Annotated in this window: 21 protein-coding genes; 12 read left to right on the top strand and 9 right to left on the bottom strand. The window is 50.3% G+C overall.

The features are described from left to right. Positions 1-99: 99 nt before the first annotated feature. Positions 100-447 (top strand): hypothetical protein, encoded by a 348-nt coding sequence (locus KO508_RS13655; RefSeq protein WP_216008877.1) that lies wholly within the window; start codon positions 100-102, stop codon positions 445-447. A 370-nt stretch (positions 448-817) separates the two neighbouring features. Here the strand turns inward: KO508_RS13655 and KO508_RS13660 are convergent, their stop codons facing one another. Continuing rightward, a complete protein-coding gene (locus tag KO508_RS13660) occupies positions 818-1,525 on the bottom strand; it encodes a type IV pili methyl-accepting chemotaxis transducer N-terminal domain-containing protein (RefSeq protein ID WP_216008878.1) in 708 nt (235 codons plus the stop codon). Positions 1,526-1,958: 433 nt separating this feature from the next. On the opposite strand from KO508_RS13660, the gene KO508_RS13665 reads away from it, so the two are divergent. Then, positions 1,959-2,762: an alpha/beta fold hydrolase gene (locus KO508_RS13665; RefSeq protein ID WP_216008879.1), complete on the top strand. Its 804-nt coding sequence runs from the start codon at positions 1,959-1,961 to the stop codon at positions 2,760-2,762. A gap of 71 nt (positions 2,763-2,833) precedes the next feature. On the opposite strand, the gene KO508_RS13670 is transcribed toward KO508_RS13665, so the two are convergent. The 3 genes from KO508_RS13670 to KO508_RS13680 all read right to left on the bottom strand — a co-directional run bounded on the left by KO508_RS13670 (position 2,834) and on the right by KO508_RS13680 (position 5,866). Beyond that, positions 2,834-4,483, bottom strand: a complete 1,650-nt coding sequence (locus KO508_RS13670; protein ID WP_216008880.1) for a carboxypeptidase regulatory-like domain-containing protein — start codon at positions 4,481-4,483, stop codon at positions 2,834-2,836. A gap of 166 nt (positions 4,484-4,649) precedes the next feature. Further along, positions 4,650-5,294 (bottom strand): ATP-dependent zinc protease family protein, encoded by a 645-nt coding sequence (locus tag KO508_RS13675; RefSeq protein WP_436836621.1) that lies wholly within the window; start codon positions 5,292-5,294, stop codon positions 4,650-4,652. Then, positions 5,291-5,866, bottom strand: a complete 576-nt coding sequence (locus tag KO508_RS13680; RefSeq protein ID WP_216008881.1) for an ACP phosphodiesterase — start codon at positions 5,864-5,866, stop codon at positions 5,291-5,293. Before KO508_RS13680 ends, KO508_RS13675 begins: the two co-directional genes overlap by 4 nt. Positions 5,867-6,115: 249 nt before the next feature. Here KO508_RS13680 and KO508_RS13685 point away from each other — a divergent pair, with 249 nt between their 5' ends. Then, complete coding sequence (locus KO508_RS13685; RefSeq protein ID WP_216009763.1) at positions 6,116-7,528, top strand: TrkH family potassium uptake protein; 1,413 nt, start codon at positions 6,116-6,118, stop codon at positions 7,526-7,528. A gap of 30 nt (positions 7,529-7,558) precedes the next feature. Here KO508_RS13685 and KO508_RS13690 read toward each other — a convergent pair whose 3' ends face one another. After that, positions 7,559-8,218, bottom strand: coding sequence for an alpha/beta hydrolase (locus KO508_RS13690; RefSeq protein ID WP_216008882.1), 660 nt, complete (start codon positions 8,216-8,218; stop codon positions 7,559-7,561). A gap of 36 nt (positions 8,219-8,254) precedes the next feature. Continuing rightward, the gene (locus KO508_RS13695) at positions 8,255-9,448 is read right to left on the bottom strand and encodes a 1-acyl-sn-glycerol-3-phosphate acyltransferase (RefSeq protein WP_216008883.1); all 1,194 of its coding nucleotides are present in this window, start codon (positions 9,446-9,448) and stop codon (positions 8,255-8,257) included. 189 nt (positions 9,449-9,637) lie between these two features. Here KO508_RS13695 and recQ point away from each other — a divergent pair, with 189 nt between their 5' ends. Next, positions 9,638-11,500, top strand: a complete 1,863-nt coding sequence (gene recQ / locus KO508_RS13700) for a DNA helicase RecQ (RefSeq protein ID WP_216008884.1) — start codon at positions 9,638-9,640, stop codon at positions 11,498-11,500. A gap of 27 nt (positions 11,501-11,527) precedes the next feature. Here recQ and KO508_RS13705 read toward each other — a convergent pair whose 3' ends face one another. Next, a complete protein-coding gene (locus tag KO508_RS13705; RefSeq protein ID WP_216008885.1) occupies positions 11,528-12,082 on the bottom strand; it encodes a DUF4442 domain-containing protein in 555 nt (184 codons plus the stop codon). Positions 12,083-12,351: 269 nt separating this feature from the next. On the opposite strand from KO508_RS13705, the gene KO508_RS13710 reads away from it, so the two are divergent. Continuing rightward, positions 12,352-13,311: a transporter substrate-binding domain-containing protein gene (locus tag KO508_RS13710; protein ID WP_216008886.1), complete on the top strand. Its 960-nt coding sequence runs from the start codon at positions 12,352-12,354 to the stop codon at positions 13,309-13,311. A gap of 7 nt (positions 13,312-13,318) precedes the next feature. Here KO508_RS13710 and KO508_RS13715 read toward each other — a convergent pair whose 3' ends face one another. Continuing rightward, positions 13,319-15,205 carry a methyl-accepting chemotaxis protein gene (locus KO508_RS13715; protein WP_216008887.1) on the bottom strand — a complete coding sequence of 629 codons (1,887 nt, stop codon included), beginning with the start codon at positions 15,203-15,205 and terminating at the stop codon, positions 13,319-13,321. Between the two features lie 114 nt (positions 15,206-15,319). On the opposite strand from KO508_RS13715, the gene KO508_RS13720 reads away from it, so the two are divergent. The 4 genes from KO508_RS13720 (at position 15,320) to selD (ending at position 20,326) form a co-directional block, all read left to right on the top strand. After that, a complete protein-coding gene (locus tag KO508_RS13720) occupies positions 15,320-16,840 on the top strand; it encodes a bifunctional GNAT family N-acetyltransferase/carbon-nitrogen hydrolase family protein (RefSeq protein ID WP_216008888.1) in 1,521 nt (506 codons plus the stop codon). 116 nt (positions 16,841-16,956) lie between these two features. Further along, entirely contained in the window at positions 16,957-17,355 is a 399-nt protein-coding gene (locus KO508_RS13725; protein ID WP_216008889.1) for a hypothetical protein, read from the top strand. A gap of 38 nt (positions 17,356-17,393) precedes the next feature. Continuing rightward, the gene (locus KO508_RS13730) at positions 17,394-18,050 is read left to right on the top strand and encodes a helix-hairpin-helix domain-containing protein (protein ID WP_216008890.1); all 657 of its coding nucleotides are present in this window, start codon (positions 17,394-17,396) and stop codon (positions 18,048-18,050) included. Beyond that, entirely contained in the window at positions 18,050-20,326 is a 2,277-nt protein-coding gene (selD, locus tag KO508_RS13735; RefSeq protein WP_216008891.1) for a selenide, water dikinase SelD, read from the top strand. The genes KO508_RS13730 and selD overlap by 1 nt, the downstream gene beginning before the upstream one ends. Before the next feature lie 2 nt (positions 20,327-20,328). Here the strand turns inward: selD and senB are convergent, their stop codons facing one another. After that, complete coding sequence (gene senB / locus KO508_RS13740; protein ID WP_216008892.1) at positions 20,329-21,315, bottom strand: selenoneine biosynthesis selenosugar synthase SenB; 987 nt, start codon at positions 21,313-21,315, stop codon at positions 20,329-20,331. A 195-nt stretch (positions 21,316-21,510) separates the two neighbouring features. On the opposite strand from senB, the gene KO508_RS13745 reads away from it, so the two are divergent. Genes KO508_RS13745 through KO508_RS13755 form a run of 3 tightly spaced genes read left to right on the top strand, consistent with a single transcriptional unit; the run spans position 21,511 to position 24,519 of the window. Continuing rightward, complete coding sequence (locus tag KO508_RS13745) at positions 21,511-22,386, top strand: putative selenate ABC transporter substrate-binding protein (RefSeq protein ID WP_216008893.1); 876 nt, start codon at positions 21,511-21,513, stop codon at positions 22,384-22,386. Then, complete coding sequence (locus tag KO508_RS13750; protein ID WP_216008894.1) at positions 22,386-23,036, top strand: ATP-binding cassette domain-containing protein; 651 nt, start codon at positions 22,386-22,388, stop codon at positions 23,034-23,036. The genes KO508_RS13745 and KO508_RS13750 overlap by 1 nt, the downstream gene beginning before the upstream one ends. Before the next feature lie 16 nt (positions 23,037-23,052). After that, positions 23,053-24,519, top strand: coding sequence for a PhnE/PtxC family ABC transporter permease (locus KO508_RS13755; protein ID WP_216008895.1), 1,467 nt, complete (start codon positions 23,053-23,055; stop codon positions 24,517-24,519). Positions 24,520-24,526 lie beyond the last annotated feature (7 nt).

Consider the following 24,526-nt stretch of genomic DNA (forward strand, 5'->3'; position numbering starts at 1 on the left):
AACTAGGCTGACAGAGGGGGGTATTACCCCACAACAGAAATTGGCCATGGTGGCCTGAACTCTACTTTTGATGCCCTCTTAAAATGGGGGGATTACAGCATGACATCTGACCACCCTTCCTGGCCGAGAAACATTTCTCGTTTGTCCGATTTCCGAGCAAGGCGAAGATTTAGAGAACTGCTGAAGGAGTATTCCGGGTCTTTGCCCGCCACGTCACTCCGCTATGGGCGAATTATTTTTCTTTATGATGAGACTCTTGCAACCTCGGGAAGAGAGTTTCTGTTCGATCAGTTGAATCGTCGCGCAGATCAGTTTGATCAAATCCTTGTAGTAACGGACGTGGGATTCGGTCGATCCGGATTCTATGTAAACTTTGATGAAATTGGCGCTACTGAAGATGACCCTGAGTACGAAGCTCTCATCGAAAATTGGAACACATCATTTTAGATTGACCTAACCTCCCCTCCTTTCATAGGTTGAATATTCAACCAATTTAAATTGACTTCCCCACCACGAATACCGCCCCAGAAGCCAACTGATGGGGCTGCTTGCGTTTCCTGTTACTTAGTCTAATCTGTAAGTAGATTTGACTGTAACTGACTGTATTGTAATATTTTTACGATGACAAATTTCCGATTTAGCTTTAATTTTTGGAGGAATTTACGAGTAAGGTTTACAGAAAAATTTACCCTATCTTGAAACCTTTCCTATCTGCTTGTTTTCACAACGGCGCGAATTTCAGGTGCAACTTTAATCACCAGAAATTTTGAGCTTAACGACCTCGCTAAAGAAAACGAAAAACCATGGAAAGCGCTGATTAAGACGCTTCGAGGGATACGTACAAGTCAGTAATTTTATCCATTTTCTTAAGCATAGATTCAGTTGTCACCTGAATAACGAACGGAACATAGTGCCCACTTTCGCCCAACTCAAACCCCGATCGTGAAAACTCCCATTGGGCGGTTACTTCTTTTAACGCTTGGTTTATCTCGCTGGTATTCAATGGCGACGTACCCAAACGTTGTAGCGCGTGATCGAAATCATTGAGCGCTTGTAGAAATGCTTTGTCTAACGCCTCATCGGTGACTTTCCAGCTCTTTGCAACATATAGCATGCCAATCCGCTGTGACAACATGCGCTGGCGCCCCGAGATATTGATCAGTTCGCCCTTGCCCTTGCTCGAATGTGCTTCAAGTAGCTGGACGGTGTTTTCACACATCTCCAATAAGCGCGAACCATCTGTGATCACAGAAAGCGCTTGGTGGTGCTCTGGACTTCCAATCGCCAAATGACGAAATTTATTCCATTCACGTCGTATGTTCTGCAAAGCGTCTGTAATTGCAGGCGTAGGTGAAAACTCTTCGAGCTCGCCGAGATGCTCCTCAAAAAGAGCCATACTGGAATCTAGCTGTTTTTGAGCTTTATCAGCGGCGACGTCCTGACCAATGAGCAGATAAGACTTAGTAATCCGTTGAGTCAACATTCGCTGCATACCAGCCTTGTTGATCGCGGTATCAATAGTCATAGCTTCTGCATAAGCATTCGTCGAAAATATAGATGAGAGTAGGATCAAACCCATTGCGATTGTTACCAATAGCGGAGCCACTGCTCGCGAGAGGTGCGGATAAAACCGGTCACTACTGAGCACGCTAAAACTGCATCGCATCGGATATTCCTCCGCCAACGGTGTAATCAAAAAATGCCAAAAAAGGCACTTTTGCACCAGATTATGAGGCCCTGAAATTACTCTTCATAACGGAAAACATCATTGATTATAGTCATTTGCCCATCAGGAGAAGAACATTACCGGGACTGGCTAAAAGCCTTCGACAAAACAGGAAATCAGGGACACTTTAGCTCTCTTTTTCGGCCATCATTTCTTGTGTCAGTAGTTTTTAAATTGGATAACGCCATAATGTCAGAATAATGTGTAAAGTTCGGACAGGAATGGAATATCAATGCATTCGACCTACAAACAAGAACACTTTGTTTCCACCCCTACCGGTGGCATCTACGTAAAGAGCTGGTCGCCTGAGGCAAGCCCCCAGACGTCAACCATGGCACCTGTTGTGCTGTTTCATGACTCGCTAGGAAGCGTGGATCTTTGGCGTGACTTCCCAGAACAGCTTGCGCTGTCTCTTGGCCGAAAAGTGATCGCATACGACCGGCCCGGTTTCGGGCGCTCGTATATCCGAACGGAAAAACTGGAAACTGATTTCATTCATAGCGAGGCGAGCGGCCCGTTTGCAGCGATTCATCATGAGCTTGGCATAGAAGCGTTTATTGCCTTGGGGCATAGCGTGGGTGGCCCGATGGCTGCGGAGTGTGCAGCCTCCTTCCCTGAGCAATGCATTGCACTTATTACAGAAGCGGCTCAGGCATTTGTTGAGGATCGAACTGTGGAAGGTATCCAAGATGCCAAACAGGTTTTTACCCAAGATGGCCAAATAGATAGATTAAGAAAGTACCACGGTGAAAAAGCGGAATGGGTGCTAAGTGCATGGACGGATACGTGGCTCTCTGAGGAGTTCCGACACTGGAATCTGAAAGAGACCCTAACCAAGGTGCACTGCCCTGTTCTTGCCATCCACGGTGAAGACGACGAATTTGGTTCAGGTGCGCACCCTGAGCTGTACACTTCACTGCCGGCAGGGCCGTGTGTCATGGAGCTTTTAAAGGATTGCGGGCATGTTCCGCACAGGGAGAAGCTGGATATTGTGACTGCAGTGATCGAGAGGTTTTGTCGAGATTATGTGGGCTGAAAGCGCTTTCAATTCATATAAAATTACAAAGGCCCGCGCATGCGGGCCTTTGTATTGAAGCAAATTATTACTTACTGCGCTTCACTATAGTACTTACGCTTAGCAGCTGTTGTAGCCGGATTGGCCATAGAGTTCAGACTGAACCCTGAAACGGAGAACCTTTCCCCTTCGTCTTCACGCCATTGTTGTACTGGATCAAGACGAACATTACCTGCTCCATCTACAACAAGATCTGCTACGGCCCACCAGTCCGAAACACTACCTTGTGCGTTTTGCGGAGAGAAAATTTGTGTCTGACCACCAATTGAAAACTCTACGCGCGCAGGTGAGTTTTCGATCGTGCCACTACCCGCATACAAGTGCACAAGATAGCGATAGCGACCGGCATACGGGAAGCTTGGGATTGTTACAACTTCAGGACCGAAGCTTGAGGTATCGTCGACATCCAGTTCGATTGTAGTATCACCGACAACTACACGTTGCCTGTAGTACGCGACATGAAACTCATGCGTATCTGACTCATCTGCTGGCCCAAGCAGGTGAGAGTCTAAGTCGCGTGGATTTTGAGCCCATGTGAGCGTGATTGCAACCGCTGAGTCAGACAGTATTAGGTCGTTTTCTAAAGCCGTATTCCCAGAGCCAACTTGAACTTCACGGGTATTCGATGTGGTATTTCGATAGGCAGAAATCAATATCTCCGAGTTTGCTCGGGCAGGTAGCGAGAAAGTACCATCAGCTCGCGTCAGAACTGTATTCATTCCAATGTAGTCATAGCCCTGAGCTCGAACCTCAGCGCCAGCTACAGGATTCCCTGCGCCATCAACAACACGCCCTGTGACATCCACGGGTGTATACACATCAACCGTATTCCACGTTGTGAAATGCGTTACAGTGCCCTCGTAATAGCTGCCGACCAACGACGCTTCGCCTTCTTGAATCCAATCACCGGTTGTTTCATCAAACCATGCCAGAGGGACAGATGCAGGAGCGTTACTTGAGCTGATGCCATCAGCCAACGGAATTCTAATCGTTACAGGAGTGCCACTGTTAAGCTGCAGTGGGTTTCCATTTTCATCTGTAAAATCAAAGGTGACAGCACCAAATGTAGTCAACAGGCCCGGTTGGCCATTCTCATCCAAAATGGTGTAAGCCCCTGGGATGATAGACGGGTCACTCGCCGGGTTCAGGATAGTGACTTGGCCGTTTACGGTGCCTGTGTAGGGCGTACCGTTAGTACCGAACGCATTTGCTGGAAGAACGGCAATATCCTGACGACCTTCTACGTCCAATGAAGCTCCGGTATCACCTGCGAATGTCGTGGTAAGCTGAGCCGGGAGCAATGAGAGCTCTAGGCTGTCATTGTTAGCATCCGCCGCAGTGGAGGTGACAAGCGAGCTGGAGCCGAACCCTGTAGCCCGGCCAGACAGTGTGGCTCTTCCGGCCTGTTCCGGCGCACTGAAGCTAAATGCACCCTCGCCTCCCGAGGTTACACGCAGAGGCTCATCGAGCCCAGAGGCGTTAAGGGTGACCACAGCCCCCGCAATGGGCTCACCTGTGTAGTAGTTACGTACAACACCTGAAAGGCCAGATTCCTGACCACCAGGGTCGGAGACTTCGGGGGGAGAGCCAGATGAAGAGCCGGATGAAGATCCGCCGCAACCGGCTAAAGCTGATGACAGCAGCACAGCAGAAAACAAATATAACGTGTTGTTCTTTTTCATATTTCATTTCCTTTGGGATAATTATGCGTCTATGCTTTTTTTCATGCTAGACATAATCATGCATGTGTAAGTATAAAGTTGCTTACGACATTTTCAACGAATGAATTACTTCGTTCCAGACAAGATAAGTTCCAAAGGAAACACGGCTCAGCAATTTAGAGAAACGCTAGCTTTTTTTATCCACCTCGACAATCTTGGCTTGCTGATTGTCCACAAGCTCCTCCAAACTCATATATTCGCACTCTTTATTAGCAATAAAGCTGTCTGCGGAATCTATTAAGATGTTGTCGTCCCGCATAAAACGGCGGCCCAACAGAACCGGATAAGAGAAATTACCCCGGTCAGTCAACGAAAACTGGGTTTGATGGTTAGTTCCGGCAATACAAAAATCCATCATCACAACGTAACGCCGCTGAGAAGGAGCGCCTTTACGTTTTATCAATACGGTCCGTTCCACCGGCCGCTCAAGTTCAAGAATAATTTCTTCGTGATTAATGGTGCTTTCGTCTTCCACAGGATGATCTTTATGGTCTGCCAGAGGAATTTGGAACTTCACCCATTTCTGGTCGTCTTGTTGGAACTCTTCCACGTTCACTGCGTGCAACGATGAGGTTTTGGCACCGGTATCCAACCGAGCTTTAAGCCGCAAGCCGGTGTCATTCATCACAACCCATTCAACAAACCCCAAGGTTTCGGGGACCGAAGATTCGTCGTTGAGTGCCGCCGGTTCTGCCAGGGTCACTGTTGGCATAACAAGCGCAGCTGCGAGTGAGAAAGCTGCGGCGCGTGAAAAAGGTGCCAGAAACGTCATTCAATTCCTCCTGCAAATTCCTGTAAATCAGGGAAAAATGATAAAAAATGCTCTTCGAGTTGGGAATGCAAAGGGCGTATTTCTTCAATCATGCCTGCAAACGAATTCTGGAATCGAATACGTGCCGCTACTCTATCCAAGGCGTAACCAATGTTGTCGAGGTTGCGATACGATCCGAACCAATCGTGGGATACCAAATGCCGGGTTGTTTTGCTCATGCTGGGTGACATCAAGCTCTCATTAGTCTGAAGTTCCGCATACACCATAGTTATAAAGGCATTTTGATCAGCGTTTGTGAATTCGCTCCAATGCCGTAATAGAAAGTGGTCGTACAAAACATCCAGAGCAACGCCCGCAAACCGTCGGCGTTGAGCAGAGAACATCCGCTTGCTGGCGAGCACATCGGGGTGCCTGTCAGTAAAGCTGTCCACGGCTAGATGATGGCGAACGCCAAGTCTTACGGAAGATGGAAGCGCCGCCACGTCTACCCCTCGGGTAAAATCTCCAAGCATGCTCCCCACACGCGCCTCTGGCGAGTCGGGCGCAAGAAAAAGATGGGCGAGGTGGTTCAACGTGACCGTCCTGTTTGGATTCCATTACTGTCGGATAATCAGATTGCATGAATCGACTTGGCTTTTCTACATGTAAACGCGCATTACCTTGCTTGCTGACGGCATTTTAATGCCCAGTTAATCCCGCCCCGGCCCGCGAGTTTCCTTGCGGATGAGTTCTCTCACAGGTATTCTGGCGCACTCTCTCGGTTCAGCTAGCTCGGGCATCCATTGAGAAACCTCTACCCTGTTATTTTTATTGTAAGCCTCATGTTTGTGCTGCTAAGCATATTCATGACGCTGCCGGTGTTCCTATTGCTCGGCTCAGGCGCACCGAACGCGCTGTCGTTTGTAGAATCTGCAGCTATCGTATTGGGTATTGGGCTGCTTGGCCTAGTCTCCACTTATCGCAAGCCCCGAGATTTGAAACCACGGTATATGTTCGTGCTTACCGTGTCGTCCTGGTTCATTATCGCCCTGCTCTCCGCTCTACCTTTTTACCTCAGTGATGACGGCATTTCCGCTGCAGATGCATTCTTCGAGGGCGCTTCAGGCATTACTACCACAGGTGCCACGGTATTCAGTGGTCTGGATAATATGGATAGAGACCTCCTCCTCTGGCGCTCGATTCTGCAGTGGATAGGCGGAATCGGGATAATCGGCATGTTCGTTGCCGTGCTGCCGTTTCTCCGTGTTGGCGGAATGAGATTGTTTGCTACTGAGTCGTCAGAGTGGACAGACAAAGCCCTACCCAGAATGAAAACGCTGAGTCGTGGCCTACTCTTCGTGTACCTCGTTTTTTCAACCATAGCTGTCGTCACTTACTGGCTTTCAGGCATGACGCTGTTTGATGCCTTCAATCACGGCTTAACCAGCATCGCTACGGGTGGCTTTTCCACCTCGGATCTGAGTATGGGTAAGTTCAGTGATTTGATTCTGATGGAAGCATCATTCTTTATGATGATTGGCAGCTTGCCATTTTTCCTCTTCGTGCGGGAGCTTCATGGTCAGCGCGGCGTTCTATTCAGAGATCAGCAGGTCAGGCTGTTTTTAACCATACTTCTGGTGATTCCAGCCCTGCTCACACTGTACCGCTGGTCGGTGTCGCCGGTACCATTTGACCCGCTGCATAACTATGTAGCTACTTTGTTCAACGTTACATCAGTGGTGACAACAACCGGCTATGCGTCAGAGGACTACTCAGCTTGGGGGCCGCTGGCATTCGTGCTGTTTTTCTTTTTAATGTTTATTGGCGGGTGTTCCGGGTCAACATCCGGGGGTATGAAGATTTTCCGCTTTCAGCTCTCGCTGATCGTACTTCGGGAACAGATGATTCGCTTACTGCACCCACGGGCTGTGCTGACCCGTAACTATAATGGCCGCGCGGTAAGTGACGATATAATTGCATCGATGATCGCTTACACATTTATTTTTCTGCTGTGCCTTTTATTGATCACCGTTTCGTTAGCGGCCATGCAGCTCGACTTTGTAACGTCTTTATCGGGCGCACTTACGGCCCTCACCAACGTAGGCCCGGGGCTTGGTGACATTATTGGTCCTGCGGGGAACTTTGGCCCCCTGCCCGATCCCGCCAAGTGGGTTCTGGCGGTTGGCATGCTAATGGGGCGACTGGAGATTCTCAGCGTAGTAATCGTACTTTCGCCGGCATTCTGGCGAAGCTAAAATGCCGGTGAGTTGGTCTTTAATGCCGATCTAAAGGGCGTGCTTGCAGATAAAGCGCCCGATGTCCTGAACTTCCTCTAAGCAAACACTGTGCTCCATAGGGAAGGTCATATACGTTGGCTCGAAGCCCATTTCTTTTAGCGTTTCTACACTGCGCACGCCAAGAGCCTCCGGAACCATGGGGTCGAAAGTTCCGTGGTAGATGCTGATGGGTATGCCCGCATTTGCCCCGGAAGGCTGCACAGTTTTTGCCGTGGCGAAGTAGGTAGAAAGCGCCAAGATCCCCGCCAAGCGTTTCGGATAGGCCAGTCCTAACTCATAGGCAACTGCCCCACCTTGCGAAAACCCTGCAATCACAATGTTTTCAGATGGAATACCCCTCTCGATTTCCCGTTCGATGAGCTTACCCACGGCGCGCGACGAATCCATCAATTGATCCGTGTCTACAACCCGGTCAATATCCATAGCTTTGATATCATACCAAGCGGGCATGCTCATACCGCCATTGATAGTGACGGGCAGGTTGGGAGCGTGCGGAAATATGAAACGCACAGCAGCGTCGTCTGGCAGGCCAAGTTCCGGCACTACGGGCTCAAAATCGTGGCCACTGGCGCCAAGACCGTGCAACCAGATAACGGCAGCTGTCGGGTTAGCTCGAGTTTCCAGCTCAATATACTGAAGATCCTGCACGCAGTACCTCGTTATTTCAAAGGGAGTTTGTCCGGGTTAGCCCGGCGTGTTTAGCTTGGCGTTTGCATCCAGTGCGGTTTGAACCGGGTTGGCATACATATCCAACAGATAGGGGCGGATCGCCGGATCACAAGCGGTCAATCGCTTATCCATTTCCGCTCTAGCTGCCTGCACCTCTTCTTCAGTCCAATTCCCTGCAGTAACCACTGAGCTGCGAGCGGCATCAAAGCTCACGGCATTTTCAGAATGCGAGCTTCGTACCTCATAGGCTACAAGGTTTGATGCATGCAAGTGATAATTAGCATGTATTTCACTATCAACCAGCCCGGCAAGCTCTTTAGCGTTTTCAGGAGAGTCGATAATCGGAGCGCCAAAGTGGACGTGAACATGGCCTTTGAACTCGGTTAGGCCTTTCATTATTTGCTCGGTGTCTTCACCTTCTGCTTTTTTATAACTGCCGCAACGGGCCTTGGTTTCTAATTCACGGGCTTTGTCAGCATCGCAAGGGTCATATTCGTAGGAGATAGAAACCGGAACGATACGGAGTTTGTTCATGGCTTCGGCGAAGCTCAACCCGCTTTTTTTGCAGCTCATGTAGAACATTTTTATGATTGCCGGGTCGGTATAGTCCAGACCGTCTTTAGCGCGACCCTCTCGCTGGGCAATCCAGATATTTTTGTTGTTGGCGATGCTGTGATTAATAAAGCCGGAAAGCGTTAGATATGCGTCGCGCATTTCCCGCGGGCTGGTCATATCACGGCGAACGATAAAACTCTTATTAAGCCGCATCATTTCAGCGAACACGCGGTTGGCGAGCAAGTTGTCGCCAATAGCTATGCGAGTAGTGTGCAGATTGTTGTGAAACAAAAGGTAATTCACCACCATGGGATCAAACACAATGTCCCTGTGGTTTGAGATAAACAGATAGGCACCCTGTTTGCCTAAATTCTCAATACCACTCGTTGTCACACGGGTGGTGGTGTTTTCGATGAGCTCACCGATATACCCCGAGAGGCCCGCCTGCAAGTCATCCACTCGGGTGAAGTGACCGAAACGGTTACTCAGCCAGCGGCGGGTTAGAAAGCGCAAGGGGCCGGGAGCCCACCGAGCCATCAGAGGCGACTTGAAGCGGCCGACCATGTCCAGAAATTCCTGATCATTGACCAATCGTTTGATTGCCGGCCCGGTTTCTTCGTCCGAATAGGGACGGATGGCGTCAAATTCCTGCATGTATGCCCTGTTCTTATGTTAGTAACGGATATAGTGAGCCGCGAGTCCTTAAATTAAAACCGCGACATTGTATCGACTTTCCCTTGGTTTTGCCTCCCAAAACACGGCTTCCTCGGCCATTCCTCATTCTGAATCTGGTATGATCCACTCCCTGATTTCACCCCAGCTTCGCGATTGACCGGTTATTCTATGTATCCCGACCAGGACTTTGAACAGCTTTCTGCAGAGAGGCCTACCACCTCAGGCAAGAGCCCCGAACGGGTTTTACACGAGGTGTTTGGATACGAATCCTTCCGGCCATTGCAGGGGGAGATCATTCATGAGGTGGTTTCCGGCGGCGATGCTCTGGTACTTATGCCCACGGGCGGTGGCAAGTCCCTCTGTTATCAGGTTCCGGCTCTTGTTCGCCCGGGCACCGCAATTGTAATTTCACCGTTGATTGCCCTCATGCAGGATCAGGTTGCTGCTCTACGTGAGCTAGGTGTGCGTGCGGCGTTCCTGAACTCCACCATGGATTTTGAGCAAGCACGCGCCACGGAGTACGCACTAAGCACCGGCGAACTGGATTTGCTCTATTGTGCCCCCGAGCGATTGATACAGCCCAGCACGCTCGAACTGCTGCACGATGCCTCTATCTCGTTGTTTGCCATTGATGAAGCCCACTGCGTTTCCCAGTGGGGACACGACTTCCGCTCTGATTACCTGCAGCTGACATTACTGGCTAATGAATTTCCGTCGATTCCCCGGATTGCTCTCACTGCTACTGCTGATGAGCGTACACGTAAAGAGATCGCTGAACGCCTGTCTCTCACTAACGCGCGACACTTTATTAGCGGCTTTGACCGACCGAACATCCAGTATCGGATTGCACCTAAAACGAATGCAAACAAACAGTTGCTTGACTTTATTAAAGCAGAACATGAATCACATTGCGGCATTGTCTATTGCCTATCCCGAAACAAGGTTGACGCTACGGCAAATATGCTCGCGCAGAAAGGCTATACCGCTCTGCCCTACCATGCCGGGCTTCCTGCAAATGACCGGGCTCGCAATCAAGAACGGTTTCTTCGGGAAGACGGCGTAATTATTGTTGCCACCATTGCCTTCGGCATGGGCATTGATAAGCCGGATGTGCGCTTTGTGGCACATCTGGATCTGCCTAAAAGTTTGGAAGCTTATTATCAGGAAACCGGCCGTGCAGGCCGCGATGGCAAACCTTCAACTGCGTGGATGGTTTACGGTCTTCAAGATGTCATCAAACTGCGGCAGATGCTGGAAGCCTCACAGGGTAACGACCACTTCAAACGTATCGAGCGGCAGAAGCTGGATGCCATGCTGGGCCTGTGTGAAGTAACCAAATGCCGCCGGCAAGTTTTGCTGAACTACTTCGGAGACGAACTAGAGGCGCCATGTGGTAACTGCGACACCTGCCTGAACCCACCTAAAACTTGGGATGGTACAGTTGCCGTGCAAAAAGCCCTGTCTTGCGTTTTCCGCACTGGCCAGCGTTTTGGTGTTACGCACCTGATTGATGTGTTGCGCGGTTCAGAAAATGAACGTGTTCAACAGCTGGGGCATAACCAAGTATCAACCTATGGCATAGGAACCGAGCTTTCCGTTAACGAATGGAAGTCGGTGTTCCGTCAATTGGTGGCTAACGGCTATCTGCGTGCCGACCCCGAAGGTTATGGAGCTTTGCAGCTTACCGAACAATGCCGACCATTACTAAAAGGCGAGCATAAGGTTGAACTGCGCAAAGACCCTGTAATTAAAACGTCGTCAAGTCGCACTTCAAGCAGTAGATCTGGCAACGCAGTGAAAGATCAGGTTACGGACCATGTAGGCTGGGAAGCGTTGCGCGCTTGTCGTAAGCAGCTTGCTGAAAAACAAGGTGTGCCGCCCTACGTGATTTTCCACGACACTACCTTGTTTGACATGCTGGAGCGTAAACCCCAAACCCTCGATGAGCTTGCTGGCGTAAGCGGTGTGGGTGCTGCCAAGCTTGAAAAATACGGTGAGATTTTCCTCGCCGCCATTGCTGAGCTTGACTAGGCATTGAGCAATGTCCGAAGCCTCTCTTTAAGCCTCGGGCTTGAATCCTTTTTTACGCACACGGTATTGCGCGATGGATGTAGCAACGTGATTGCCATCCATATCCCGCAACACTCCCTCCAGAGAGAACTTTGCCCGACCGGTTGCGTCTGCATCGGAAAGGATTTCCGCTACCTCCTCTGGCGATAGCTCAAATTCAACGGTGACATCTGAATTGGCTGGCTGCAAAAACTGAAGTGTCATTTCCTTCAAAATCGGTGTGTAAGCGGGGCCTAAATCAAAAAGGGTTAAGACGCCCCCGGGTATTTCCGCCACTAAAAAGTAGGCGCCAGCATACAAGCTGCCAAAGTGATTTTTATTCCCCTTAAGCTGAATTCGCGCTCGCACATAGCCCGGGCGAACTTCTTCTACGCTAAAACGGTTTCTAGGCGCGAAAGGTATCGAAAGCCCAATAAGACGGTTAACAGCCGCATAGCCTCCAGTTTTCTTCAACCACTCTACCGGTTGCGCGAGAGTTGCCTTAGGGTCCGTGGTGGAAATCCACTGTCCAGTTGCCCCGATAATGCTGTCAATAAAGGCCATTAGTCCGCTCCTGAAAATTGATTGAGGCGGATGATTATAAAGTCCGGAGTAGATCGCAACACTCTTTTACAATATTTTTGACAGATTCACGGTTCCCCCGCCACTTTCTGATCTACAGTGTCTATGTTGAATATCGTCATAACAATGATGTGACTAATGAATGGCTGTGAGAACGGATTCGGCAAACCGTCAATCGGAAAGCCGTCAAAAGGACTCAGATGGTGCCATACGTAAACAGTTTAATCCGTGACCGAGCGAGTCCCAAAAGGATGGCTGCCGTAGGTCTCTCTCTAACACTTCTGGGCGCTCTTTCATGGAGCAGCTTCGCTCACACCAACTCGTTCAAGAGTGCTGGTGATGCCGTAGTAGCGCCGGAAAAATCCCTAGCCTTTGCGAATTCGGTACACCCTCCTGCACAGGATTACGTGTTGTGGTATCGGAATTATGACAGCCCAGCAATCTACGCTCTCGTAGCAATGGCATTGGAGAAAACGCCAGAGTATGGAGACTTCCGCATACTTCGTAGCGATGAACTGAGCCAAGGCCGCGCCTTACGCGAGCTGGGGAGGGGTAATCACCGCTTGGTGGACATTGCCAACGTGGCAACAACTGCGGAACGGGAGCACTATTTAACACCGATTCCCATCCCAGTAGATGGAGGGCTGCTTGGGTTTCGCGTCTGCGTCGTCATGCCTGAAAGCCTTCCGCTCTTCAATAAAATATCCTCCCTTGCAGACCTACGAGAAAGAGGCGTGAGAATCGGGCAAGGTGATCATTGGCCCGACACCTCGATTCTCAAAGAGAACGATATTCCGGTGATTACCCACTCCCGCTACGAAATATTGTTTGGAATGCTGAGAAAGCACCGGTTCGACTGCTTTGCCAGAGGTGTGAGCGAGGTTGCCAATGATCTGAAACTTGAAAACGATCCGAAACTGACTATAGAACCCGGCCTTGTGTTGGCCTACCCAATGCCCTCTTATCTGTTTGTTGCGCCAGATGATCAGGTTACCGCCCATCGTCTACAGCTGGGCTTAGAGCGTGCCATCCGTGATGGGAGCTTCGGTGTGTTCCTTGAACAGTATTATGGAGCCGCAGTCGCTAATCTGAATTTGGATAGGCGCAAAATCATTGTTTTGGAAAATCCCTTGCTGAGCGAGGAATCAGATAACATTGGGCGCCAAACACTGAATAACCTGCGCCGGCGCATCCAATTACTGAGCCGCTAACCCCGTTTTACACTCGGAAGCGAGATACGTTTCCATTCAGCGTCTGACCTATCTGTTCGATATGTCCACTATAAACGTCGTTCTCGCTAGCGGCCGCTGCAGCTTCTTGCCCCTGATCCGCAATGCGGGTAATCGATGAGTTCAGTTCTTCAGTAACTGATGTTTGCTCTTCGGAAGCGGTCGCAATTTGAGAGGTCATCTGGCTAATGGCGGTAATGGCTTCGGCAATTCGATTCAGGGAGTCCATCGCATCTTGTGCTTTTTCCATACTGACGTTAGACACTGCCGTTGAGGCTTTCATAACGTCTACCGCGTCACTGGCGCCTTTCTGCAAACGTTCAATCATGTTGTTGATTTCTTCTGTGCTGGACTGGGTGCGCTGGGCGAGATTTCGAACTTCATCTGCAACCACTGCAAAGCCACGACCGGCATCCCCTGCTCGCGCAGCTTCGATAGCCGCGTTCAAGGCCAGCAGGTTGGTCTGCTCGGCAATACCCTGAATAACCTCAAGTACAGATGTGATGGAAGCTACATCTTTACCTAGTGCGTCTATTACTTCAGTTGCCGCGCTGACCTCATGAGATAGCTTTTGCACCGCATCCCGAGAAGCTGAGACGGTTTCCAGCGAAGCTCGGCTGTCGCCATCAGCGGTATTTGCTGCGTCAGCTGTTTGTTGGGCATTCTGTGCAATTTCACCTGCAGCAGCGGACATTTCGTTAATTGCAGCAGCAACCATATCCACTTCAGTTTGCTGGCTCTCAACGCTGCTGCGACTGGTTTTCGCGGTATCCCTAAGTGCGACTACGTTAGTGGCTAGCTCATTACTACCCTGCTGTACTTCGCGAACCACCTCGTGGATTTTCTCTACAAACTGGTTAAAGCTCGAGGCCAGTTGCCCAAATTCGTCACGGGCACTGTCGTCCAAACGCTGCGTTAGATCTGCATCGTTCGAGCCAATATCCGCCATCGCCGCATTCAACCGACGAACTGGGGCCATCAGCGTGCGGATACCAATGTGTAGAACAACCAGCGATACCAAAAGGCCGATAACGGCGATAATCGCTCCCGCCATCATAGCGCTGCGAACCGGAGCGTGTATTTTATCTTCATTAACGAAGGTACCCAAATACCAGTCAACACCACGGGCATTACTAATGGAATGAAAGCTTGCACTCCATGGGGTGTCGTCCTGCTCATAGCTTTGTGCGGCGCCTTTCAGGTTTGGAGACTCACCTAGTAGGGAGCTGATATTCTTTCCGATCAGGTCTTCGTTCGGATGGTACAATACTGTGCCTTCATGACTGATAAGCGCGGCATAACCCGTGCCAGCCAGATTAATCACCGACAGCATGTCGTCAATGGCTTTCAACGTAATATCTGCACCGGCAACGCCTTGATAGGATCCCTGTTTTACAGGGGCGAGTGTTGAAATTATGAACTCGCCTGAGGCTGCATCTAAATACGGGTCAGTAAGGGAAGAGCGGCCAAGATCCATAGCCTTCTTGTACCAGGGACGGGTACGCGGATCATAATCGGCTGGCAACGTATCGCTATCAGCCTGAGTTTTCATCAACATATATCCATCAGTTCTACCCACGTAAACATCCTTAAAGCCGCCGCCGGTAGAAATCGCCTGCAGTAATGTACGTGCCTGCTCATCGTTCGCACTCGTTTCAAGAGCTTTAGCCGTTGCTTCCGTCATTACGAGTCGAGTATTGAGCCACTCGGCAATGCTTGACGTGTTCTGATCTACGGTGTTTTCAATTAACGCATCCACATAGGTTTGGGACGTATTCTGCAAGCGGAGATTGCCCGAAATCGTAAAGGCAGCCATCACCAAAATGAGCAGAATGCTGAAAGTGACCAATAGTTTTTGACCGAATGTAAGATTCACGGCGCACTCCTAGGATTGTTTCATTGGTTTACGGCTGATGGTGCGAACTCTTTAGTACCTTCTGATAAGCTTGTGTCACAAATCCACTCCACCGCCATACAGGAGTTCCACTGAATGGCCCATGAAGAACTGCACTTAAACCTTCGAAACCTGACACTTGATGATTATAAACAACTTCAGGTTCTCATGGATCGCGTTTACGACGATATTGGCGGATCTTGGCCAAAAGACACCATAAAAGCGCTGGTTGAACAGTTCCCGGATGGACAGATCTGCATTGAGGATAACGGTCAGTTGGTTGCCGTCGCGCTGACGGTATCCGTTAAATACGAGCGTTTTAGTAATCCTCACACCTACGATGACCTGATTTTGCGCAACGAGCAGATTTGGCACAATCCAAAAGGTGATTCCCTTTATGGGCTGGATGTTTTCATTCATCCGGATTACCGCGGATATCGACTAGGTCGCCGCCTGTATGAAGCACGCAAGGAACTTTGCCGCTCGATCAACCTGCGGGCCATTCTTGCTGGCGGGCGGATTCCCGGTTACTTCAAGTATTCAGACCAATACTCACCTGCAGAATACATTGACCGGGTTGATCGCAAAGACATCTACGATCCAATCCTGAGCTTTCAGCTGTCAAATGATTTTCAAGTTACCCGTTTGATGCACAAATACCTGCCGGAAGACGAAAAATCTCTGGGGTATGCAACGTTATTGGAGTGGCGGAATATTCTATACACCCCGCCCTCCTCGGTGCTGAACGAAAAGAAAACTCAGGTTCGCATGGGTGCCGTGCAATGGCAGATGCGTGAATTTGCCTCGGTCGAAGAAGTTCTGGAACAGGTAGAGTATTTTGTAGATGCACTTTCTGATTACAAAAGTGACTTTGCCCTTTTCCCAGAATTTTTCAACGCGCCGTTAATGGGGCTGACCGATCAGGTGGATCAGACCCGTGCTATCCGCTTCCTCGCCGGTTTTACTCAACAGTTCCGAGACCGAATGTCGGATATGGCTGTGAGTTACAATATCAACATTATCACCGGCTCCATGCCTCTTCTCGAGAATGACAGAGTCTATAATGTATCTTACCTTTGTCATCGCGATGGCCGGGTGGACGAGCAGCGTAAAATTCATATCACGCCCCACGAGCGCCGTGACTGGGTCATTGAAGGCGGTGACCAGTTTGAGGTTTTCGATACAGATTCTGGGCGTGTCGCGATTCTGATTTGCTATGACATCGAATTTCCGGAACTAGGCCGAATTGCAGCCGCCAAAGAAGTCGACATTATCTGTGTGCCCTTCTGGACGGACACAAAAAACGGCTATCTGCGTGTTCGTCATTGCGCTCAGGCCAGAGCAATAGAGAATGAATGCTATGTCGTGATCACTGGCAGCGTCGGGAACCTACCAAAAGTGGAAAATCTAGACGTACAATATGCCCAGTCGTCCGTGTTCTCACCGTCTGACTTTGCCTTTCCTCATGACGCCGTGATGGCAGAGACAACGCCAAATACCGAGATGATCATGTTCTCAGATATGGACTTGGAAAAGCTGACACTGGTTCGTAACGAAGGGTCGGTAACTAACCTTAAAGACCGCAGAATTGACATGTACGAAATTATCACTCGTTAAGTGTTGAAGAACCGCCTCAAAGGTTTATCGTATGACACTGACGGCATTGCAAAACCTTTGTCCAGTGTCTATTGTTTAATCGATATCAAGCCAGCCGCAGCAGAGACTCAGAATTCATGAATGAAGCGTTGCCCGATCTTGTTGCCCGTTTCACAGTTCGGCACAGCCTGTTCCGCAAGGAACGAGTTGAAGCCGCGCTGTTTGAACTGGATTCTTACGGTTGTGTTATCAAGACGGACAAGATGTTCAAGCCCGGCGACACCGTTTTGCTGGACCTCATTATGGACATGCCCTTTGATAAAATCCGTGCAGAGAACGTGCCAGGACTGGTAACCGAACGCAGAAAGCACTGCAGCAACTTCTTTTACTCCATTGACTTTGCAGATTTAAAAGCTGGCACCGATACCACTCTTGAAGAAAAACTGCGCCGAATCAGAGAGGTGCTTTCCAAAAAGCAGTCGTTGAAATCACGACGTTCCTCAGGTTCCATGCCTAACATGCGGCATATGGCCTGATTATTATCCGTTCTACCTGTCCGCAAGGAGACATACCCATGGCGAAAAATGCCAAATCGAGCGTTGATAAAATCGTAAAGAAGGTCAACAAGGAATTTGAGAAAACATCCGCTCAGATTGAAGCTTTGATCAGCGATGCAATGAAGCACTTCGATAGTCTGCAACATCAAGTTCAGGACCCAGTGCGTAAGCTTTTAAAAGAAGTCGATGAGCTTCGAGAGCGCGAGTTAAGGCGTTTTAACGACGAATTTGAGCGTCGTTTGGATGAGTTCCACGAACTGCAATCCAACATACTTGAGCGGCTAGGCGTTGCCTCTAAAGAGGACATCAAGAAAGCTGAGAAAGAGAGTAAAAAAGAGCTCAAGAAGAAGCCTGCTGCTAGCAAGAAACCTACAACCAAACCAGTAGCAAGCAAAAAGCCTGCAACTAAAAAGACAGCTCCGAAAAAAGCCGCTGCTGCAAAGCCGGCCGCAAAGAAACCGGCGACTCCAAAAGAAAAGAAACCGATCGATAGAAGTGACCTTACTTTGGTAAAAGGTATTGGGCCAGCAACGGCGAAGAAGATGAAAGACGCTGGAATTACATCCATCGATCAAATTGCCAACCCATCCGAAGCGGATCAAGAAAAACTGAGTGCATTCTCTAGCATCAAAGGCTTTGATCAACTCACAGTTGAAGCCAAGAAAATCAACTGATGCGAACGCCTGACCAGCCTGTTTTACGGGACATAGTCCTGATTGGCGGCGGGCACAGCCACGTCGGGGTACTAAAACGGTTTGCAATGAAACCCGTACCCGGCGTGCGCCTGACCCTTATCTGCCGCGACACCCACACGCCCTACTCCGGAATGCTGCCTGGCTACGTGGCGGGACATTACAGTTACGACGATGTGCACATTGATTTGAGCCGACTTGCAGAATTTGCTGGCGCGCGGTTTTACCGTGCAGAAGCCAGTGGCATTGATCGCGCTAGCAAGCGGATAATCTGTAAAGGTCGGCCCGATGTGCCTTACGACATACTATCGATTAACATCGGCTCATCTCCCAGAGTAAATGAAGTGGAAGGTGCTGCGGAACACGCAGTACCTGTGAAACCGATTACCGGTTTCAACAACCGTTGGCTTGCTCTGCTCTCGCGCATTGAGAGCCACGAAGGGCCTCTTACTATCGGCGTTGTCGGTGCGGGTGCTGGTGGCGTAGAGCTGACTCTGGCTATGCAGTACCGGCTTAAAAACGAGCTGGAACAACGAGGGCAAGATTCTGACCAACTGCATTTCCATTTATTTGATGCTGCAAACGAAATCCTCCCTACCCACAATGAAAAAGTACGCGAAGTTTTTCGAAAAACGCTCTCTGAACGTGGAATAAAACTTCACCTTGGCTCGCCAGTCGAAAAAGTCGGCGAAGGGCTATTACGCACAGCCTCTGGCGAAACCCTTCAAACCGACGAAGTCCTCTGGGTAACCCGTGCTGGCGGGCCGTCTTGGCTAAAAGAAACGGGCCTAGCGCTCGATGACGGCCTGTTTTTAAGAGTCCGCGACACCCTACAGGTAGAAAACGACGACACTATTTTCGCTGCTGGCGACATCGCTAATGTCGTCAATCATCCCCGGGAAAAGGCCGGTGTATTTGCTGTGCGTCAGGGCCCACCGTTAGCGGACAATCTCAAACGCTTGGCACTCGGTAAGGCACCGAAAGATTTTCATCCCCAGAAAAAATGGCTTGCGCTCATCAGCACTGGCGATAAGTATGCCGTTGCTTCTCGCGGTGACACCCAATTTGAGGGTGCGCTGGTGTGGCGTTGGAAAGACTGGATCGATCGTCGGTTTATGGATAAATTCACCGACCTGCCCCCCATGGAAGAAGCCTCTAGTTTGCCCGATACCGCTGCGGCACAAAATCCCGAGGAAGCCTCTCAGGCTATTTCTGCGGTCGCTATGCGTTGCGGAGGCTGTGGTGCCAAAGTTGGTAGTACGGTCCTGTCACGGGCGCTGAGTGAACTCCAGCCGATAGAACGAGACGACATTCTGATCGGCCTGCACGCGCCAGACGATGCCGCTGTACTGCGAGTTCCGCCCGGCATGGCGGTAGTGCACACCGTTGATTTTTTCCGGGCATTTATTGACGACCCATACACCTTCGGCCGCGTTGCAGCCAACCACGCCTTAGGCGATGTCTTTGCTATGGGTGCCGAAGCTCAAAGCGCTACGGCAGTCGCTACAGTACCTTATGGTATTGAGTCTAAGGTGGAGGATGTAGTCTTCCAAATGATGTCTGGTGCTGTGGATGTATTAAACGAAGCCGGTTGCGCACTCGTTGGCGGCCATACCGGAGAAGGCCGCGAGCTTGCGCTAGGTTTTGCGGTGAATGGCCTCATCAATCCTGACGAGGTGATGAGTAAAGGTGGCTTACGAGCCGGTGATGCTCTGATTCTCACCAAGCCAATTGGAACCGGCACCCTCTTCGCAGCTCACGCCCGATTGGCTGCCAAAGGCCGTTGGATCGACTCCGCCCTCGCCTCTATGGTGCAGTCGAACAAGGCCGCCGCCGATTGCCTTCGTAGTTTCGGTTCAAAAGCCTGCACAGACGTTACGGGTTTTGGCCTCTTAGGCCATCTGGTTGAAATGACTCGGCCATCCGGTGTTGATGCGGAATTGAATCTCTCTGCGATTCCTATCTTGCCAGGCGCCGAAGAAACCGCAGCGGCGGGCATACTAAGCTCTCTGCAGCCGGCCAACATACGCCTGCGCCGTGGTATTCAAGATCAGGAGAAGTGGGTGAAACATCCGCGTTACCCGCTAATTTTTGACCCACAAACCGCTGGAGGTTTGCTAGCAAGTGTTGCGGCGGAGAAGGCGGATGACTGTGTGCAGGCCCTCAAGGCACTCGGTTACCCGCACACTGCCATTATTGGCCAGGTAACACCTCAGGATGAAAGTGGACCAATCGAGCCGATTAGGTTACGGGATTGAGTTTAAAGGATATTTCTGGGGCTGCGTCGCATTGCGAGCGAAAGCGCCTGCTCCAGAGATTCCCTTTCTTCTTCCGGTGTAAATCGACTAGCAAGTTGCTCTACCTGCTCTCTCAAAAACTCCACAAACTCTGAGTCATTTTCTGCACGCTTCAGCACTTCGACTAAGGCTTGAGTATCTCCAACCGGGTAGTAGCCCGCGTAATCTTCCCCAAGAAGCCCTACATTGCCGGAAATATTCGACGCGATAATCGGCAAACCAGCCCGACAAGCTTCTGATACGACATTCGCCCCACCTTCCATCACAGAACTCATCACCAGTAACTCGCTATCGGCCATCAGTTGGGCGATAGCGTTTTTCTCCAGCTCACCGAGCCACCTAAACCGTGGGTTCTGCTGCAACTCCTGCTTCGCGAGCATGTCCCATCGTTCATTGTGGGGCTTGCCCGCACAGGAAACCCGGATGCGCGAATTGGTGGGTAGCAGCCTAGCGGCCATCGCTGCCCGGAGGGAGTCTTTTTCGTCCCTTAGATGGCCGATTACGCACACATCAAAATACAGCGATTCCTTAGACCCTTTCAACGACAGTTCAGCAGGCTTCTCAGCAGACTGAAAAAGGGTTATCACCTTGCTTCGCAAGCCCTCCGGAATATCATTGGCCACTTGATCATGCAGCCCAATCAATACATCGGCCACCTGCATGGAGTATAGGGTTTGCTCTGGGAACTCGTGCTGGTGTCGGTAGACATCGGTGCCGGTTAACGCCACCAATAGCGGTTTCTCAGGCCAGATCTCTCGAAAAAGGCGCACGGCCGTGTGACTACGCCAAGCATGCAAAGCAAGGAAAAGATCACAGGTTTCGCCGTTATACTCCGTAACAATAGATACCTTGTGGCCCACCTGCTCCAGCAACATCTGCCAGCGCTCTGCGGTTGCCCTATTACCAGCTTTTGAACCCGGGCTCGCAGGCGTAAGAATGATGATATCCATAGACCTCTTAGGTATGAATTGGCCCGTTCAGAGCCGGAATGGAATTTTGTTACACTTGCACACGGTTCATAAAGACAGTGTCTGGACACATGGCCTATTTAAACCCGTAGTTCGTATAGCTGTTCAGGGTTTCAACGAATAAGAGTATCCTGCATCTCTACTCTACCAATCACATAAAACAATCAAGGATTTCAAATGGCTTTGAATATTATACGAAAGTTGGTGCTTTCTAGTTTCTTGTGTGCCACCGCTGCAGCCGCATCGGCGGAGACATTTGTATTCACAGCAATCCCCGATGAAGACGAAACCAAACTTGTTGAACGTTTTCGTGGTGTAGCTGATTACCTCTCCGAGCAACTCGATGTAGATGTACGTTATATCCCCGTGAAGTCCTACGCAGCTGCAGTGTCTGCTTTTCGCAATAATCAGGTTCAGTTAGCCTGGTTTGGCGGGCTTTCCGGCGTACAGGCTCGCAGGCTGGTTCCAGGCTCAGAAGCGATCGCTCAAGGTGTTGAAGACAAGGCCTTCGAAACCTATTTTATTGCCAACACCAATACAGGCATTAAGCCAGCGGACAAGCTTACTGAACTGGAAAGCCAGCTCAAGGACAAAACCTTTACTTTCGGCTCCAAAGGCTCCACCTCCGGTCGCCTGATGCCCGAGTTTTATGTGCGCGATACCTTTGATTCAAAGCCGGAAGACTTTTTCTCCCGGGTGGGCTTCAGCGGTAACCATACACGCACCCTTCGCTTGGTTGAAGCTGGCACCTATGATGTAGGCGCCCTCAACTTCCAAGTTTGGGAAAAGGAACTGGGCGATGGAAACATTGATACTGATGCCGTTCAGGTAATTTGGAAAACACCTGCCTATCCGGATTATCAATGGACCATCCGTGGTGATGTAAATGAACGTTTTGGTGACGGTTTCAAACAGCGGGTGACGGAAGCACTGCTTAATCTTGATAATCCAGAGCTTCTGGAAAGCTTCCCGCGTTCAGGTTTCATTCCTGCTTCCAACGATGATTATGAGCCTATTCGTAAAACAGCAGAAGAGATTGGAATCCTCGATTGATGTCAGGCTTCAACCTCTCTGGCCTTACGGCGTCATTCAGCGGCAAGCGGGTTATAGGCCCGCTGTCGCTTCAGGTTAACCCGGGCGACAAAATCGCCTTAGTGGGTAAAAGTGGCGCAGGAAAATCCACGCTCATTCGCTTAATTCACGAACGTGTTAACCGAGACTCATCCCTTGTTCCGCAAGATTTGGGCTTGGTGAACGCCCTGTCCGTATTCCATAACGTATTTATGGGGCAGCTAGACAAGCACGCTACTTGGTACAACACAGTGACGCTTGCACGGCCATTCGCCAAAGACCGCACCGAAGTGACCACACTGTTGCAGTCTTTGGGAATGAAAGAAAAACTCTGGACACCTACAGCCTCACTTTCCGGAGGGCAGCGGCAACGTGTTGCCATTGCTCGGGCGCTATACCGGAACGCAGCTGTGCTTCTGGCCGATGAGCCAGTATCGGCACTCGATGGCCCCATGGCTAACTCGGTTATGACACTTCTTCGGGATCGCTTTTCAACCAGCATCATTGCGCTACATGATGTTGAGCTAGCACTGAGTTATTGCACCAGAATTGTTGGCATACAGGATGGCCAAGTCGCTCTGGATCAGCCCAGCGAAGGCCTCAGCTCTTCAGACATTATGTCTCTCTACTAGGTAACACAACCGTTCCATGCTCTCCTCTCCAACGGTTCGTACAAGCCTCATTTTCCTCGCCATTGCCTTGGTCGGGCTGCTGTTTGCGGACATCGCCATCACCGCATCCAACCCCTGGCGGGATTTGGGCAATTTTTTTCTGGGGATCGTAACGCCCAACTTTTTTAACAGTGAAGGGCTAATGACCGCACTTTTGAGAACCGTCGCCTTCGCGTTCGTTGGAGTCGCACTTGGGGGTGTTGTCGGGTTCCTATTGGCCTTGGTTTACCGCTCGTTGCCCGTTCGGATGTTTTGCGCATTTGTCCGCGCGATTCACGAACTATTTTGGGCCCTGATTTTTCTGCAGTTTTTCGGTTTTCATCCGCTAACCGGGGTACTGGCTATCGCAATTCCTTACGCGGGAATCTTTGCGAAAGTGTACTCGGAAATTTTGGAAGAAGCTGACCCGGAACCCGGTCGTGTACTGCCACCCGGCACCGGGAATATTACCGCATTTATCTATACCCGCATCCCCGACTGCTGGGTGAAGATGCGCACTTATACCGCGTATCGGCTTGAATGCGGCTTACGCTCTAGCGCGATTCTTGGGTTCGTAGGCCTACCAACACTGGGTTTCTACTTGGAGGCGTCTTTCTCTCAAGGGCTATACTCCGATGCGGGTGCCATGCTGATTCTGTTTTACGTGTTAATCGCCACCATGCCTCTTTGGGTGCGGCCCAAGCTTCTCCCTATTTACATTCTCGGAGCGCCATTCTTCCTTGGGGAAGGCTTACCCATTGTTTGGGGTAATGTGCAGCGTTTTTTTACCGAAGACATAGTTCCAGCCCCATTGCGAAATGGGGAAGGTCTTGCTGGCCTTACTCCATGGCTGAATGATTTGATGGTTAATGAAGCCATGCCGGGGATCTGGAACACCATCGTGCTTACCCAAATAGCGCTTGTGGCCACTGGCATTTTATCGCTCTTGGCCTTTCCCCTGATTTCTAATCACTTCGGTGGACCAATAAGACGTAATGCAGGGCATGTGGCACTCGTAATTGCGCGCTCTACGCCGGAATACATTCTGGCGTATATCCTTTTACAGCTCTGGGGGCCATCCATGCTACCGGCTGTTGTGGCACTGGCACTGCATAATGGCGGCATTATCGGCCACCTGATTGGCCGGCAGACCAACTCCATCAAGCTCCGTGCCGACGCCATAACAGGGTTTAATCGCTACAGCTGGGAACTTGTGCCCAGAGTGTACCGCTCGTTTCTCGCATTTCTATTTTATCGTTGGGAAATCATCATGCGTGAAACCGCGATATTGGGGATTCTGGGCATCTACACTCTCGGGTTTTATGTAGACAGCGCCATACAGAACATCCGGTTCGACCGTGCCATGGTGTTGATACTGGTAACCGCCCTACTCAACATTGGTGTTGATGCACTCGGGCGATATATTCGCCGCAAGCTCGCACTGCAAACCATGCCAACCTGCTAAGTCAGCC

The organism is Marinobacter salexigens, from assembly GCF_018860765.1.
Classification (GTDB): domain Bacteria; phylum Pseudomonadota; class Gammaproteobacteria; order Pseudomonadales; family Oleiphilaceae; genus Marinobacter; species Marinobacter salexigens_A.